At 29.2% G+C, this 17,605-nt stretch carries 15 protein-coding genes; 8 read left to right on the top strand and 7 right to left on the bottom strand.

What is annotated here, in order from left to right; translation table 11 throughout:
* Window positions 1-65: 65 nt before the first annotated feature.
* The 6 genes from FRY74_RS09880 to rpiB all read right to left on the bottom strand — a co-directional run bounded on the left by FRY74_RS09880 (window position 66) and on the right by rpiB (window position 5,348).
* The gene (locus tag FRY74_RS09880; protein WP_147101016.1) at window positions 66-746 is read right to left on the bottom strand and encodes a response regulator transcription factor; all 681 of its coding nucleotides are present in this window, start codon (window positions 744-746) and stop codon (window positions 66-68) included.
* An 85-nt stretch (window positions 747-831) separates the two neighbouring features.
* On the bottom strand, window positions 832-1,293 hold the full coding sequence (locus tag FRY74_RS09875) for a toxin-antitoxin system YwqK family antitoxin (RefSeq protein ID WP_147101014.1): 462 nt from the start codon (window positions 1,291-1,293) through the stop codon (window positions 832-834).
* A 104-nt stretch (window positions 1,294-1,397) separates the two neighbouring features.
* Window positions 1,398-1,715 carry a beta-sandwich domain-containing protein gene (locus FRY74_RS09870; RefSeq protein WP_170228001.1) on the bottom strand — a complete coding sequence of 106 codons (318 nt, stop codon included), beginning with the start codon at window positions 1,713-1,715 and terminating at the stop codon, window positions 1,398-1,400.
* A 109-nt stretch (window positions 1,716-1,824) separates the two neighbouring features.
* Window positions 1,825-3,519, bottom strand: a complete 1,695-nt coding sequence (locus FRY74_RS09865) for a Na/Pi cotransporter family protein (protein ID WP_147101011.1) — start codon at window positions 3,517-3,519, stop codon at window positions 1,825-1,827.
* A 75-nt stretch (window positions 3,520-3,594) separates the two neighbouring features.
* Window positions 3,595-4,803 carry a porin gene (locus tag FRY74_RS09860; protein ID WP_147101009.1) on the bottom strand — a complete coding sequence of 403 codons (1,209 nt, stop codon included), beginning with the start codon at window positions 4,801-4,803 and terminating at the stop codon, window positions 3,595-3,597.
* Between the two features lie 110 nt (window positions 4,804-4,913).
* Complete coding sequence (gene rpiB, locus FRY74_RS09855; RefSeq protein ID WP_147101008.1) at window positions 4,914-5,348, bottom strand: ribose 5-phosphate isomerase B; 435 nt, start codon at window positions 5,346-5,348, stop codon at window positions 4,914-4,916.
* 473 nt (window positions 5,349-5,821) lie between these two features.
* On the opposite strand from rpiB, the gene FRY74_RS09850 reads away from it, so the two are divergent.
* The 8 genes from FRY74_RS09850 (at window position 5,822) to FRY74_RS09815 (ending at window position 17,047) form a co-directional block, all read left to right on the top strand.
* Window positions 5,822-7,336: a toxin-antitoxin system YwqK family antitoxin gene (locus FRY74_RS09850; protein WP_147101006.1), complete on the top strand. Its 1,515-nt coding sequence runs from the start codon at window positions 5,822-5,824 to the stop codon at window positions 7,334-7,336.
* Window positions 7,337-11,248, top strand: a complete 3,912-nt coding sequence (locus tag FRY74_RS09845; RefSeq protein ID WP_147101004.1) for a PAS domain S-box protein — start codon at window positions 7,337-7,339, stop codon at window positions 11,246-11,248.
* A 3-nt stretch (window positions 11,249-11,251) separates the two neighbouring features.
* The gene (locus tag FRY74_RS09840; protein WP_147101002.1) at window positions 11,252-12,007 is read left to right on the top strand and encodes a response regulator; all 756 of its coding nucleotides are present in this window, start codon (window positions 11,252-11,254) and stop codon (window positions 12,005-12,007) included.
* Window positions 12,008-12,080: 73 nt separating this feature from the next.
* A complete protein-coding gene (gene speE / locus FRY74_RS09835; protein WP_147101000.1) occupies window positions 12,081-13,373 on the top strand; it encodes a polyamine aminopropyltransferase in 1,293 nt (430 codons plus the stop codon).
* Between the two features lie 3 nt (window positions 13,374-13,376).
* Entirely contained in the window at window positions 13,377-14,381 is a 1,005-nt protein-coding gene (locus FRY74_RS09830) for an agmatinase family protein (protein ID WP_147100998.1), read from the top strand.
* Window positions 14,382-14,387: 6 nt separating this feature from the next.
* Window positions 14,388-15,413, top strand: a complete 1,026-nt coding sequence (locus FRY74_RS09825) for a hypothetical protein (RefSeq protein ID WP_223265863.1) — start codon at window positions 14,388-14,390, stop codon at window positions 15,411-15,413.
* A 70-nt stretch (window positions 15,414-15,483) separates the two neighbouring features.
* Window positions 15,484-16,017: a 3-hydroxyanthranilate 3,4-dioxygenase gene (locus FRY74_RS09820; protein ID WP_147100994.1), complete on the top strand. Its 534-nt coding sequence runs from the start codon at window positions 15,484-15,486 to the stop codon at window positions 16,015-16,017.
* Window position 16,018: 1 nt separating this feature from the next.
* Window positions 16,019-17,047, top strand: coding sequence for an amidohydrolase family protein (locus FRY74_RS09815; protein ID WP_147100992.1), 1,029 nt, complete (start codon window positions 16,019-16,021; stop codon window positions 17,045-17,047).
* Between the two features lie 13 nt (window positions 17,048-17,060).
* On the opposite strand, the gene FRY74_RS09810 is transcribed toward FRY74_RS09815, so the two are convergent.
* On the bottom strand, window positions 17,061-17,603 hold the full coding sequence (locus tag FRY74_RS09810; RefSeq protein WP_147100990.1) for a glutathione peroxidase: 543 nt from the start codon (window positions 17,601-17,603) through the stop codon (window positions 17,061-17,063).
* Between the last annotated feature and the right edge of the window lie 2 nt (window positions 17,604-17,605).

The raw sequence follows: 17,605 nt of genomic DNA, 5'->3' as shown, positions 1-17,605 counted from the left end.
GAATAGAATACAAAACAAAAAAGGGAGCAAGAAAAAACTTGCTCCCTTTTTTGTTAATTAAACTCTTATGCTGCTAAGCGATAACCAACACCTTTTATCGTTTCAATAAAATAGTTGCCAACTTTTTCTCTTATTTTTCTAATGTGAACGTCTATTATTCTTGGGTTAAAGTTATCTTCTGTAGACCACACTATCCTGTGTATTTCTTCTCTAGAATAAACTTTTTGAGGGTTTAATATAAAAAGCTGTAAGATTTCGAAATCTTTTCTAGGAAGATATATTGCTGTATTTTTCTTATAAACCGTATAACTATATAAGTCAACAATTACATCCTTAAAAACAAGTTGTTTTTGTTCAAAATTAGCCTTATTTTGTTTGCTTCGATTTAGTATAGCGCTTATTTTTTTTAATAACAAACGAGGATTAATTGTCTTTAAAATATAATCGTCTGCGCCTGCTTTAAAAGCTTCTATTTCAATATATTCTTCATTTCTATCTGAAAAAATAAAAAGAAAAGAGTTAATCTTCTTTTCGTTTTTCAAAAAATGACAGACTTCAATCCCGTCTGTTATTTCAAGGTCTAAGTCAATTAAAACAATTCTAGGGGAAGAGTTCAATATATTTTCTAAAGTTTGCTTTTTAGCGTCGGAATAAAATAAAGCGTCATAACCCTCTTTATTTAAAAGAGAAATTAAATCTAAACTTTCGTTTTTGTTGTTAGAAAGAACCGCTATACTAGAGGACATTGTAAAGTAATTTTACTAGAAAATTAACTTTACATTTCTATTTTGTGGTTAACAGAAGGTTAAGGTAGTATTAAAAATAAACACATTAATATGTTTTATTGCTAACAACATCCCCTGATTCATTTCTACTTATCCATGTACCCGATCTATTTCCATTATTGTATTCCATTTCATATCTATTAACACCCTTTTCATCCCAAACCAACCAGCTTCCATGTTTTATTCCTTTATCATAATTTGCTTCTGCTAGTTTGTTTCCGTTTTCTCCCCATTTTACCCATTTTCCAGACTTTAATCCCTCCTTATAAAACCCTTCTTCCATAATGTTTCCGTTTTCATAATAAAACAAAACGACGCCATCTTCAACACCATCATTTATTAAATAAACAAATTCTTTGTTTCCGTTTTCATAATAAGAAATCAAATCTCCACTATATTTTTGTCCTTTTTCATCAACAAAAAAACCATCTATCTTATTTATTTTTTGACAATAACTAAACAGAGATATTGAAGTAATTAATATTATTAAAGCTATTCTTTTATGCATGTTTCTTGTTTTTTTAATACATTACGTTTAAAAAAATTATTTGTTATGTTTTTTAAACAAAAAAACCCCGCAAAGCGAGGTTTTTTTTGTTTTTAAATACTTTTTTATTTTGCCTCTAACTTTATTTCAATTTTATTCTCTTGAGATAAATCAACACTTACTTCTTTGTTTTTATAAGTAATTAAGCTTAATTCTATTTTATGAGTTCCAACAGGAATGTTTTCTAAAGAAAAGTTTCCATCAAAATCCGTGTATACAACTGTTTCTTGGTTGTCAATAGTAACTTTTACTCCTGTTAAGCTTTCTGTGTTATCAACAACCTTTCCTTGAAGTGTTGTCGTTTTAATTTTTGTTGTTTCGTTGTTGTTTGCAAAAGCAATAACTGAAAGTAAAAAAAGGATTGAAAATATTGTCTGTTTCATAGTTTGAATTTTTAAGCAAAGTAACAACATTGAAACATAAAAAAAGGTAACACATTTTTATCTAATTGTTAAAGATGTGTTACCTATATTAAATTAATGTTAAGAAAAATTAATGTTCCCCAGTAACTCCTTCGGTAACATTAATAGTGTGATCGCCTATTTTCTCTAAAGAATTAAACAATTCGCTATAAACTGTAGCACTCTGGAAATTATAATCACCTCGCTCTACGCTTTCGAAATGTTCTTTTCTTATTGTTTTTCTATAAGCGTTAATACTGTTTTCAAGCTCTGTTGCTTTGGTTAAAGAAATATCTTCGTAATGTCCATCTAGGTTTTTAACCATGTTTTCCAGTGCTGTTTCAACTAATTCAAACATGTTTAATAATTTTTCTCTTTGTTCAGGAGTAAAATAAACTTTTTGTTCATTCTTTCTTTCAATTCCTTTTGACATTTGATAATAAATGTCTCCCATTCTTTCAAGGTTTCCTATAATACGCAACATACCTCTAACTCGAATACTAGAGTTTTCGCTCATTTCACCTTCAGCAACTTTAGCTAAATAATCAGCAACATCAACTTCTATTCTATCAGTAATGTCTTCGTATTTTTTAACACGAGCAAGGGTTTTGCTAATTTCTTTTGAGTCTGTTGTAATTATTAAACTTTTAAGAAATCCATTCATTCTTTTTACTACCTCACCAAATTTAGCTATTTCTTTTTGTGCCTCCATAATAGACATCTCTGGTGTAGACATTATACCTGTGCTGATATATTCTAGATGGTATTCCTCGTCTGCTTCTCCTTTAGATTTAACAGATTTAATAGCTAATTTTACTAGAAGCGGTACAAACCAAATCATGATACCCACATTAACCACATTAAATGCTGTGTGGAATATAGCTAATCCCATTGGGGCTCCTTCTGCTGTCATTGGGTCTGCTGAACCTAACCAGTTCATTGCAATAGCTCTAACCCCGTCTAGAGCAGGAGTAAAAGTTATTAAAAGAACAGCCCAACTTACCCCAACAATATTAAACATAGAGTGTATTCTTGCCGATCTTTTTGCATGAACATTTGCTGGTAAAGACGCCAACTCTGCAGTAATTGTCGTTCCAATATTTTCACCTAAAATCATAGCTGCTGCAACTTCAAAAGGAATAATACCACTAAAACATAATGTTTGTGTTAATGCCATAGATGCACTAGAAGATTGTACAACAATTGTTAAAATAGTTCCTACTATAATAAAGAATATGTTACTTAAAAATCCTGTATGAGCATAATCACCTAAAAAATGAAGAATTTCAGGGCTATTTTTAATATCTGGAACTGAATGTTTTAACTCAGATAAACCCCAAAACAATATAGCAAAACCAACTATAAATTGGCCAATACTTTTAGTTCTGTTTTTCTTCATAAACATCATTGGAACACCAAAAGCTAAAAGAGGAAGTGCCATTGCCGCCATTTTCACTTTAAACCCTAATACAGCAACTAACCAACCAGTAATTGTTGTTCCAATATTAGCTCCTAACATTATACCTGCTGACTCAACTAAAGAAAGTAGTCCTGCATTAACAAAACTTACTGCCATTACTGTGCTGGCAGAAGACGACTGTACTAAACAGGTTACTAAAAACCCTGTTAATACGCCCATGTACCTGTTTTTGGTCATGGTACTAAGTATTTTTCTCATGCCACTACCAGCAGCTTTTTGAATTCCTTCACTCATTATTTTCATTCCGTAAATGAAAAAACCAAGAGCTCCTATTAATTTTAAAATTTCTATTATTCCGAATTCCATAATTATTTAATTTTTAGCAAATCTAAAGTGTCTTTTTTAATGAGGTTTTTTTAGGGTGTTAAATTAATGTTAATTTTAGAAATGAACATCGATTTGAAGCCTATACATTAACCCACTATCCTTACTATTTTCAACAGTTAAATAACTAACATCTGACTGTATTTTTAACTTATGCCCTGATAAATACTTAGAAACACCCACAGTATATTGGGTTTCAACATCTTTTCCTGTAATTTTTTTATCTAATTGAATTTGTGTAAAACGGGTAGCTACTTCCCAATTGTTTTTAAATAAATAACCTACTTGAGCATTTAATCCATTACCAACAGAAACTACATCTCCTGTTTCTGTTCCATCAGAGTTTTTTGCTATCGCATCTTCAGCAGTTCTATCAGCATATTCTGCCATTAATGAAAACCCTTTATATTTGAACATTGCGTCAATAAATAATGTATAAACATCCGTTTGATAAAAACCAACATCGTTGGTCATATAACTTCCTTGATTACTTCTATTTTTTACTGCTCTATCATGGTAATCAAAAGTACCTCCTAAAGCTAGTTTTGGTTTTTCTTCTCTTTTTAAATCTCCTCCTGAATAATCTCCTTTATTTTTAAAACTACCAAAAGGTAAAATTTCTAATCTACTAGTCCATTGGTAACCCCCTAAATTATCAGAAGTAATGTTTCTTCCTTCTCCTTGAGAAGCAGAAATAATTTCTCTAATAACAACATTTCCTAATTTAAAATGGTGTCTTAATTGAGCTCCCATATCTCTATCAATATTAAATCTACTATTTAATAAAGAACGATCTACTAATTGGAGGTTTGCTGAAGAAATAACCCTTTCAACATTTCCTGGTAGTTTAGTTTGTCCAACCCATAAGGTTAAGTTTTTATAAAAGTTCCACTTTAAAACTGCATCTAAAATATATCTTGGCGAATTACTTGTGTATGCGCTTGCTCCTGAAATATCTCTATTACTTAAGCCCAACTCAAGTTTATATTGCAATTTTGGCGAGTAAGCAAAACCATCAAATTTTAACCTTGCTCTTCTAGTTAAAAACTTAGAAGTACCTTCTGTAATTCCATCATCTTCATTTAAATTCCATTCACCTATAAATAATGTTTGAAATCTTGCTCCAAACTTCATGCTCCAAGAACTGTCTGCTGCAACAACATTATAAAGGCCTTTACCAAATTTAGTGTTGGTTACTTCTTGAGAAAAAGAATAAATAGCTATTGTAAAAAAAGCTGATGTTAACATTAATTTAATCTTATTCATAATATTTACTTTTTGTTATCTAAATTCTAATATTTAGCGAAAGTAAACCTATAAATAAGCTAAAGAGTTAACTTTAAATTAATTCAATGTTAAGAAAATGTTATGTGATTTTATTTACAAGCAATTTTATTAACTCTATCTGTATGTCTTCCTCCTTCGAATAGAGTATTAAAGAATATGTCAACACATTTAATTGCTTCTTCTTTTGTTATGAATCGAGCCGGTAAAACCAAAATATTAGCATTATTATGAAGTCTAGCTAGTTCAGCAATTTCTGCATTCCAACACAGTGCACTTCTTATTGCTTGGTGTTTGTTTGCAGTCATGTTAATTCCATTACCACTTCCACAAATTAATATACCTAAATAATCAGGGTTATTTTCAACACAATTAGCAACCGGGTGAGCATAATCTGCATAATCTGCTCTAGCATCAGAATCAGGTCCAAAATCTTTTATATTTATATTTAATAAATAATCTTTTAAAAATTCTTTTAATTCGAAACCAGCATGATCGCTACCTATTGCAATATTGTTTACTATCATTGTTATTTTATATTAAATTAAGGTTATCAACATCTATGTTAATTACTATTTTTAAATGGTTGATTTTAAAGGCTATAAAATTAACCATAATCATGTTTATAAATAAATTAAGTATTGATAAAAACTAACTTTTTATAATAGGATATATCAAATAAAAATATAATGAAATTTTAGATTGAATATTGCAAGTATTTTTTATGTTTTTAAACACTCTTTTTATAAACAACTAAAAGAATAAAAGAACTAATAACTTTTACAAAAACTTATTATTAATTAAAGAAACTAACAAATGTTAATTAACTTAGTAAGTAAAACAAAATCAGTATTATAATTAACTCATTTTTTGTTAATTAATAGGCATATCTTTTTATTAATTAAATAAACGAATAAACTATTTGTTAATTTTAAACACAATTAACACCTTAATAGTAATAACATACTTTTTTTAATTTTAAAATAAATAATATATATATATGTATAAAGTGTTCATTCTAAATTTATTTTTTTGCTGTATTTCTATCTGTAGTTTTACTCAAAATAAATTGAATGATGGTGTTACTAAATTTTACTTTGAAAATGGCAATTTATCTAGCGAGGGATTAATAAAAAATGGTAAGCCAGAAGGTTATTGGTTCACTTATTATCCTTCAGGTCTGATAAAATCGGAGGGTAATAGAAAAAATTATGTTTTAGATAGTACCTGGATTTTTTATAATGAAAAAGGTGAATTTAAAACGAAAATTAATTATAAAAATGGCTTAAAAAATGGTTTAAAAATCTATTACAGTGATAGCTGTAATATTATTTTAGAAGAACATTTTAATAATGATATAAAGCAAAATTTTACAATTTATTACTATGATGAACCAGGTAAATTAATTAGTAAAAAAATTCCTTTTATAGATGGTGTTGAAGATGGTATCTCTTATGAATATGGAAAAGATGGAAGAATAATTACAATAAGTGTATATAAAAAAGGAACTTTTATTGGAAATGAAAAAATAAATAGATTTAATAAAAGAAATGAAAAAGATGGTATTTGGAAACAGTTTTATGAATCAGGAAAACTTAAACAAGAATGCCGTTACAAAAATGATTTATTGAATGGCTATTTAAAAGATTACGATAAGCAAGGAAAACTTATAAATGCTATTTTATATATAAATGGTGTTCCACAAAGTTTTGATGAATCAGTAGAAGCTTTAGATATTAGAAGAGAATTTTATGATGATGCTTCTATTAAAAAAGAAGGTGCTTATGATGTAAATGGTAAAGAGCATGGAAATTTTAATTATTATGATAAAAATGGAAATGTTGAAAAAACAGAAATATATCATCATGGAATTTTAGTTGCAAAAGGATTAACTGATGAGATGGATAGAAGACAGGGTTATTGGGAAGAATATTATTTTGATGGTCAATTAAAGTCAAAAGGAAAATATTTAGATGGTTTAAAAATTGAAGAATGGGAATATTATTTTAATAATGGTGAATTAGAGCAAAAAGGAAAATATTTAGAAGGAGAAAAATTTACTGGTTTATGGAAATGGTATCATCCAAATGGTGAACTATTAAGGGAAGAAAGTTTTAGAAAAGGATTAGAAGATGGTTTTTTATATGAATATTATGATGATGGAACATTAATAACTAAAGGTGAATTTATTGATGGATTAAAAGAAGGTCCTTGGTTTTATGAAATGGGTGATCATAGAGAAGAAGGAGAATATAGAAATGGTGTTAGAAGTGGTGTATGGAATTATTATTTTGATAATAATAAATTAAATTTTGAAGGTAATTTTATTGATGGAGTACCTGATGGAAAACATAAATTTTATTTTAAATCAGGTAAATTATGGAGAGAAGAACATTTTTTAATGGGAAATAAAGTTGATACCTGGAAAACTTATAATGAATTAGGAGAAATAGTGTTAAACATCAATTATAAAGATGGTAAGGAATATAAAATTGATGGTACTAAACTAAAATAAGTGGATTACTCAAAAAAATCAAAAGAAGAGTTAATTAAGGAAATAGAAAACCTTAAAAGCAAAGAAGCTAATTTATCTTTATTAATGGATAATGTTAGTGAAATGTTTTATAAAATTTCTTTTGATGAAAAAGGAAAAAAAATATTAGATTATATAAGTCCACAAGTAATAAATGTATTTGGATTATCAGTTGAAAATTATATAAAAAATCAAAATAAGCTTTTTGAATATTTTCATCCAGAGGAAATAGAATTTATAAAGGAGAAAGTAAAAAGTTTAAATAAAGAAACCAAAGAATGGTCAATTACATATCGTTTTTATAATAAAATAAAAGAAAAATATGTTTGGATAGAAGAGTCTATCAATACTTTATATAATAATGATGGAACTCAAAAAGGATTATTTGGTACCGCTAGAGATATATCTGAAAAAAAAGAAAAAGAAAATCAGCTTTCATTTTTATTAGAAAATATTGATGAATGTATTTATAATGTAAAGTTTTCTGAAAAAAATAAAACACTAACTTACATAAGCCCTCAAATAAAAGAATTATTAGGTTATTCAATTGAAGAATTTAACGAGCTAGGTAATACAGGTAAATTATCAAGTAGAATTCATCCTGATGATATAAAAAAAATAGATAAAAACATTTCAGAAGGATTATATAAAAAAAGAAAAACATACATAAATTCTGTTTTTAGATTTAAACCAAAAGGTAAAAAAGAATATATATGGATAGATGAAACTGTTCATGCAAAATATAATGAAAAAGGAGAAATAGTAGAAACAACAACTGTTTTAAGAAATGTAACTAGAGAAAAAGAGCAACAACAAAAATTAATAGAAAATAGACAATTATATAAGAATATATTTACAAATAATTTAGCAGGAGTTTTTTATACAGAAAAAGGATTAATAAAAGAATGTAATGATTCATTTGCTAAAATTTTTGGTTACGAAAAAAGTAGTGATTTAATAGGTAAAAAAGCAGAACTATTATATTTTTCAAAAAAGGATAGAGATAATTATATTAAAGAATTATCTAAAAAAGGATTTTTATCTAATTATACTTTAAAACATAAAAATAAGAAAGGTGAAGAAATTTGGATATTAACAAATGTTTCTATTACTGATAAAAAAACAAATAGAATTGAAGGAACTTTAATTGATATTACAGAGCAAATATTAAAGGAAAAACAATTAAAACAAAGCGAAGAAAATTTTAAAAATCTTATTGAAAATTCTCCTTATGGTAATTTAATACATATAGATGGAAATGTAGTTTATGCTAACCCAAAATCTTATGAAATTTTAGGTTTAAAAAGTATAAATCAAGTTAATCAAAAAATAAATATTTTTAATTATTTACTAGAGGAATATCATGAAAATGCCCTACAAAGGAGAAAACAGGTTTTAAACGGAGAAGAAGTTATTTTTCAAGAAGTAAGAGTAAAAAAACCACTAACAGGAGAAATAATTGATTTAGAAACAAAATCAATGCTTTTTAACTATGAAGGTAAAAAAGCAATCCAGGTTGTTTTTCAAGATATATCTGATAAAAAGCAATTATCAATAGAAAGGCTTAAAACACAAATAGCAGAGGAATCAAACAAAATACTTCAAAAAGAAATTGAAGAAAGGAAAAGAGTAGAGAAACAATTATTAATAAATCAGAACTATACAAATAATATTATTTATAGTTCATTAGATATTATTGTTGCTACAGATGAAAATAGAAATATAAAAGAATTTAATAAAGCTGCAGAACGTGCTTTTGAATATAAAAAAGAAGAAGTTTTAAATAAACCTATTAGCATACTTTATAAAAATTTAGACACTCTTTTAAGAGTAGAAAATGAACTAAAAAAGCAAGGATTTTTTACAGGTGAAATTATAAATGTTAACAAAAGAGGTGAGGAGTTTACTTCATTTCTTTCAGCTTCTGTTTTATTAGATGAAAATAAGAAACCCAAAGGAGCAATGGGTGTTTCTCGAGATATAACAGATATAAAACTTGCAGAGCAACAACTAATAGAAAGTGAAGAAAGATATAGAGATATATTTGAAAATGCTACGGATTTAATTCAAAGCATAGATGTAGAAGGTAATATTGTATATGTAAATAAATCTTGGTTAAAAACATTAGGATACAATCAAAAAGAAATATATAACAAAAATATTTTTGATTTCATTCACGAAGATAGTGTTGATTCTTGTAATATATTTTTTAAAGAAATTATTAAAAATAATACGGTAAAATCAGTTAGAAAAACATTTGATTTAAAAACAAATAAGGGAGAAAAAATAACAGTAGAGGGAGATATTAGTTGCAAATTTGATAATAAAGGAAAACCTATATCTACAAGAGCAATACTTAGAAATGTAACAGAAGAAAAGAAAGCAAATAAAAGACAAACTGTTTATAATAATATTTCAAAAATAATTGCTGAGAAAACTAATGCTGAAGAACTATATGAAGCCATAAGAATAGAATTAGGAAAGGTGTTAAATACTGATGTTTTTGTTATTTCTTATGCAATTAACGATGAATCTATTTCGTTTCCTTATTATTATGATATTGAAAGAGGGGGAAGAATTTATAAAGAGGACAGGAAAAGAAAGAAAGGAATAAATGAATATTTTTTAAAAGAAAAGAAAAGTAAACTTTTAAAAAGAAAAGAATTAGATAAGATTATTGAAGATGGAAAATATGAAGTTTTAGGGCCTAAATGTAAAGTATTTATCGGAATTCCATTAAAAACAAAAAACAAAGTAGTAGGTGTATTATCTGTACAATCATATAAAAATGAAAATCAATTTGACGATCAATCTCTTGAAATATTAGATTTTATTTCAGGAGCATTAGCATTAGCTGTTCAGAAAAAGTATGATGAGCAAATGCTTTTTGACCAAAGTTCAAAATTAAGATCGATAATTGAAAGCAGCTCTCATTTGTTTTGGATATATGAAGAAAACAAAGGAATAACAACATATAATAAAAACTATTCTGATGCCATTTTTGACTTATACGGTAAAGAATTAAAAATAAATCAAGAGCTAAAAATGCGACCTCAAGAAGCTAAAAAGGATGTTTATTCTTTTTGGGACGAACAATATAAACAAGCATTTTCTGGCAAACAAGTAGAGTTTACAACATCAAAAACAAACTTAAAGGGAAACAGAATAATTAGAAACATTTTTTTGAATCCTATATTTGATGAAAACAACAAAGTAACACAGGTTTCGGGAATTGCTCATGACATTACAGAAAAAACATTAGCAGAAGAACAGTTGAAAGACTCTTTAAAAGAAAAAGAAATTCTGCTTAAAGAGGTTCATCACAGGGTAAAAAATAACCTGCAGGTTATTTCTAGCATTTTAAACCTTCAATCATCATATATTGATGATAAAAAAACACTTTCAATACTAAAAGAAAGTCAAGACAGAATAAAATCAATGTCTATTATACACGAAAGTTTATACCAGACAAATGACTTTTCTAAAATAAATTTTTCGGAATATGTTGTAAGTTTGTCTAAAAATTTAGTACATTCATACAGTTCTTTAGATAAGTTTATCGACTTAACACATCAAATTGAAGATGTTTCTTTAAATCTAGACACATCTATTCCGTGCGGGTTGATAATTAATGAATTGGTTTCTAATGCATTAAAATATGCGTTTGAAGGAAGGAAAGAAGGAAAAATAAGGATAAATTTGTCTCTTAATAGAAAAAATATTGTTCTTACGGTTTCTGATAATGGAGTAGGATTTCCTAAAGACATAAATTTTAGAGAAACAAACTCTCTAGGACTTCAATTAGTAACAACACTGGTTGAACAAATTGATGGAACGATTGAAATGAAAAGCACAAAAGGAACAACATATACAATAAAATTTAAACAAGTATAAAAAATGTCGAAATACAATATTTTAGTAGTTGAAGACGAGAGTATAGTTTCAAAAGATATTCAACAAAGCTTAAAAAAGCTTGGTTATAATATCGTTGGAGCGGCAGCAACAGGAGAAAAAGCTGTTTTATTAGCTAACGAAACAAAACCAGACCTTGTTTTGATGGACATTATGTTGAAAGGAGACATGAGTGGAATTGATACTGCAGAAAAAATTAAAGAAACACTTAATGTTCCTGTAATATATTTAACAGCTTATGCTGATGAAAATACGCTTAGTAAAGCAAAAGTTACAGAACCATATGGCTATATAATTAAACCCTTTAAAGAAATCGACCTTCACACCTCAATAGAAATGGCTCTTTACAAACATAGTAAAGAAGCAGAAATCATTAAAGAAAGAGATTTTCTTTATTCTTTAGTAGAAAACAAGGAAGGAGATGATGGTGTTATATTTGTTAAATCAAACTCAAGACTTGTTAAGGTAAAAACTTCAAGCATTTTATATGTAGAAGCACTTAAAGATTATGTAGTTATTAATATTGGTGAGGCTAAATATACTATTCACTCAACAATGAAAGACATTGAAAAAAAGTTACCTAAAAACGATTTTCAAAGAGTGCACCGTTCCTATATAGTAAGACTTGATAAAATAATAGCAATAGAACAACCAAACATTGTAATAGAAGGAGGAAAAAAGCTTATTCCAATAGGGGGTTCATACAAAGACGATCTCTTTAATAAAATAAACTTGATATAAAAAGACATAAACTAACAAAGAACAATAAAAGTGGTTAATTTTAACCACTTTTTTATTTTATAAAACTTACATTATGAGTGCATTAGGGAACCATATTTTGGTTGAATTTACAGGGTGTTCACCTGAAATTATGAACGATGTTGTAGCAATAGAACGCGACATGGTTGAAGCTGCTGTTAGAGCAGAAATGACAGTGATAAACTCAACGTTTCATCATTTTTCACCTTACGGTGTTTCTGGGGTTGTTGTTGTTCAAGAAAGTCACCTGGCAATTCATACTTGGCCAGAATACGGTTATGCTGCAGTAGATATTTTTACTTGTGGCGACACAAACACCTGGGCTGCGTTTGACTATTTACAAGATCAGTTTAAGGCCAAAAATTATTCAGCTATAGAAATGAGAAGAGGGGTTATTAATTTGTTGGAGAGAATGGATTTTGACTTAAGTTCTATGAGAAGTCAAACAACAGATCGTGTTAACCCTGGAAAATATACAAGAGATGTGTGGTTTACTGATAAAGACGAAAATCAAGCGCTTTCATTAAGATATACAGGAGAAGTATTGTTTAGAAAAGAATCTCCTTTTCAAAGAGTTTCAGTTTTAGACACCCATGCTTATGGTAAAATGTTAACCATAGACAATATGGTTATGTGTACCGAAAAAGATGAGTATCATTATCACGAAATGATTTCTCACCCAGCTATGCTTGCTTATGGAAACGCTAAAAATGTTTTAGTAATAGGCGGTGGTGACGGAGGAACAATTCGTGAAATTTTAAAACACGAGAGCGTTGAAAAAGTTACAATGGTAGAAATAGACGGAGTTGTAATAGAAGCATGTAAAGAACATTTGCCATCTATTTCTTGTGAGTTTGACAACCCAAAACTAAACCTAATAGTTGGCGATGGAATAGAGTTTGTTAAAAACGCAAAAGCTGGAGAATACGACTTAATAATGGTTGATGGATCAGACCCTGTTGGACCAGCAGAAGGATTGTTTACAGATGAGTTTTATACAAACTGTAAAAATGCTTTATCGGAAAATGGGTTACTTGTTGCACAAGGAGAATCTCCAATGTTTAACGGAAAAGTTTTCGTTGAGTTAAACCAATGTTTGAGTAATATTTTTGGTCAAGAAAAAGTAAACACATTATTGTTTTATATTCCTACATATCCTACTGGAATGTGGAGCTTCCAAATAGCATCGAAAGGGAATATAAATCCTATTAATGCTGACGAAAGTAAAATAGAGGCGTTTGTAAACAAAAATGAACTAAATTATTACAATCAAGAAATTCATAAAGCAGCTTTTGCAATGCCAAACTTTGTGAAAAAGTTATTAAAAAAAGAAGCAGTAAACGCATAAACAATGTTTAATCCTAACGAAGTTGGTATAAACAATGGCAATATTTTTGGCTTTCCTTACAGTGTTGAGGAAAGCCAAATTGTTATTATACCTGTTCAATCTGACATTACTTGTTCTTATTCAAAAGGAACAGCCGAAGGGCCAAAAGCAATTTTAGAAGCATCAACACAGCTTGATTTTTATAGTCCTTATAAAAAAGAGGCCTGGAAAACAAAAGTTGCTATGTTGCCAATTTTTGAAGAAGAACTCAAAAAGAATAGAGAAATAGGAGAAATAGCAACAATTCTTATTGATAAGCTGGAGAACGAAATCCCGTTTACAGAAGAAGACAAGGGTTTATATGAAAAAATCAATTTGCATTGTGAAGAGCTAAATAGAAAAGTAGAAGAAACAGCGTTAACTTATATAAACCAAAACAAAACAGTTTGTTTGTTGGGTGGCGATCACAACTCTCCATTAGGATTAATAAACGCCCTGTCTAAAAGACATGACAGCTTTGGAATACTTCAAATAGACGCACACGCTGACCTCAGAGAGGCTTACGAAGGGTTTATATATTCTCACGCCTCTATAATGTTTAACGCACTTAAAAACAACAAGGTTTCTAAGTTGGTTCAGGTTGGAATTAGAGATATTTGTCCAGCAGAGATAGAATTAATAAATAATTCTGAAAACAGAATTAAAACTTTTTTTGATTGGGATATTAAAAATGCTCAATATGAAGGTAAAACCTGGGAGCAACAATGCAAAGAAATAATTAATGAATTGCCAGAAAAAGTTTACATAAGTTACGATATTGATGGTTTAGACCCAAAACTTTGTCCAAATACTGGAACGCCGGTTGCTGGAGGTTTTGAAGTTGAACAAATCAATTTTTTAATTAGAGAACTTGTCTCTTCGGGCAAAAAAATAATAGGGTTTGATTTAAATGAGGTTGGAAACAATGAGTGGGACGCAAATGTTGGAGCAAGAGTTTTGTATAGGTTGTGTAATTTTTTAGCTTTATAGCTAATTATGCGACTTAACAATATAGAATACAAAAAGCCTTTTTTTAAAATTGGCAAAGAACTCAACGACTATTTAGTAAAAATATCAAGAAGCATAGAAATACCTTTGCAGTATGAAGATTTGCTGAGGTATGCTAGTTTAATTCCATTAGAAGATTTTTCAGGAGAGCCAACATTATGGAACAGGTGTGTTTATGGTCCTAATGAGATGGATTATTTATATGCAGGACTTGTTGAAATATACCGATTACTAATTTCTGACGGAACAAAATTAGACCACTTAACGGTTGATGGTATTGACTTTTGTGGTTATGGAAATTCTAAACCTTTTCGAATAAAAATTTTAAATCAATTAAACGATAATTACGATTACTATTATGTTAAGAAAGCTGACGCATCTAGAGTTTATGGGTTAGAGTTAGAACATCATTTTTCTCCCAACAAAATAAATTATATCTACTACAAAGACACGCTTATAGAGGAGCATATTATTGGAATACCAGGAGATCAATTTATTAATGAAGTAAAATCTGGCCAACGAAACATAAACCCGGTAAGGCTGTCTAAAGAATTTGTTAAATTTAACGAGCAGTGTTTTGTTAGACTTTTAGGAGATATGAGAGCATATAACTATGTAGTTGTTGTCACTCAAGATTTTGACCAAATTCAATATCGGGTTAGGGCAATAGATTTTGACCAACAAAGTTTTGAAAAGCGATGTAGAATTTACCTTCCGCAGTTTTATATTGAAAACGCTTTTTATGTTCAATTAATACAAAATGCCATTCCATTGGAAACCATTGAGCAATACAAAAAAGAAGAAAAATCATTGTTAAGAAAAAGATATTTAAATGATAAGTATCAAATTGATTCGCTGATTGACGTACTTAAAAAAGATAAAATTTCTTTTGATGATAACGTAGAGAATTTAAAGTTGGAGTTAGGTAAATTTCATTCTTCTTCAGCATTTCTTTCATGTAAGAATATGGGGGAGGTTTTGGAAACAAATATAAAAGTTATGCTAGGACTATAGACTTGATCGTTATTTTTCTTTTATAAATCAAGCAACTTAACTACCTTTAGGGTGTTTAAAAAATAAAAATATGTCGATTATACCCCCGTTTAATTTCAATCAATGGATTGAAGATAATAAAGATAAATTAAAACCGCCAGTAGCAAACAAAAACCTTTACACAGAATCAGGAGATTATATTGTAATGGTTGTGGGTGGTCCAAATGCAAGAAAAGATTATCATTACAACGAAACGGAAGAATTGTTTTATCAAGTTAAAGGAGACATTTGTGTTACCATTCAACAAGACGGAAAAGCAGTTCAAGTGCCCATTAAAGAGGGAGAAATGTTTTTGTTGCCAGCAAACATTCCTCATTCACCAGGAAGATCTGAAGGTTCTGTCGGGCTTGTGATAGAAAGAAAAAGAAAAGGAACAGGACTTAAGGATGGTTTAATGTGGTTTTGTGACAAATGTAATCATCAGCTATATGAAGAAAAGTTTGACTTATCTAATGTAGAAAAAGACTTTTTGCCAGTGTTCAAACGCTTTTATAATTCAGAAGAATTAAGAACTTGTGATAACTGTGGGCATACAATGGAAACAGACCCAAAGTTTACAGATTAAGATGAGTTTTACTAGAATTAACGGTCATGGTCACATTTTGCCTGAACCAAAACAAATCCCTCAATTTATGAAGGATAAGAAACTGTTTTGGATTGATGATGATAAAAAGTTTATGCGCCAAGGGAGTTGGTCTAGGCCAATAACTGACCCAAGTTTTTTTCTAAAAGATAAATTGATTTGGATGGAAAAAAACAAGATAGACCATGGTGTAATGTTAAACCTTTCACAGGTTTACTGTAACGGTTGGTCAAGACAAGACGCTATTGACGCTATTCGCTGGCAAAATGACTTTAATGCTTTTGTTCAAAATGAAAACCCTACAAAATTCACTTGTGGGTTTGTTGTTCAACCTAACTTTATGGACGAGGCATTAGCTGAAATTGAAAGATGTGTTGTTGAGCTAGGAATGAAACTTTTATGTTTACCAACCCATTATTTAAACAAGAATGAAGAATGGGTTTCTGTAGCAGATGAATCCTGTTTTCCAATTTATGAATTAGCCAACAAATATAAATTAGCCATTGAAATTCATCCCTACGACGCCCCTAAAATGATTAAACTTAAAGATGAAAACTGGAGATTTCATTTGGTATGGATGATGGCACAAACAGCTGACACATTACATTTATTTACGCTTAAAAATATTCCCAACAAATTTCCGAATGTTAGGGTATGTTTTGCACATGGATGTATGCTGGGACAAGCAAATTATGGGCGAAGAGTTCAAGGGTTTGAAGGACGTCCAGATTTATTTAAAGGAGCAGAACATCCGAAAACCACACTTGGGCATCCAAACTTATTTTTTGATACACTGGTTCACGATCCTTATACTCTTCAATTACTAAAACATAGGGTTGGGGTTTCACAAATCGTATCAGGATTGGACGACCCATATCCATTAGGAGAAATGGAATCTGTTGGCGATTGTTATCCTGGAAAAGTAATTGACGACGCGGTTAACCTTAATATTTTAACAGAAAACGATTCTAAGTTAATTTGGAAGGATAATGTTTTAAATTGGCTGGGGTAGGACAAACAATTATTTACTCTTCAATCCATTTTATAACATCATCTTCAGTAACAAGAGTTTTAGGATGCAATACTTTTACCAAAAACCCATTTTCATCAACCAAGTATTTTTGAAAATTCCAAACTACTTCAGAATCTTCTAATCCATTTTTGCTTTTTTGAGTTAAGAATTTATAAACTTCATGTTGGTCTCGTCCTTGAACAGAAATTTTACTCATCATCGGAAAAGTAACGCCATAGTTCTTTTTACAAAAAGTGGCAATATCTTCATCGCTACCGGGTTCTTGAGCACCAAAGTTATTTGCAGGAAACCCAACTATAACAAAGTTTTGGTCTTTGTATTTTTCATAAACCTCTTGCAGCTGCTCGTATTGAGGAGTTAAACCACACTCACTAGCCGTGTTTACCATTATTATTTTTTCCCCTTTCAAAGAGCTAAAATCAAATTCTTCGCCGTAAAGGTCTGTTACTTTAAATTGGTGTATGCTTTCTTTCATAGTTTGCGAGTTTGCGGATATTACAGTTAATATTACGAGTGAAAGGAATATTTTTTTCATTT

The organism is Vicingus serpentipes (genome assembly GCF_007993035.1).
In the GTDB taxonomy this organism is placed as follows: Bacteria; Bacteroidota; Bacteroidia; order Flavobacteriales_E; family Vicingaceae; genus Vicingus; species Vicingus serpentipes.
Note: the sequence above shows the minus strand (reverse complement) of the source record. Positions and strands in the feature narration are given on the sequence as shown.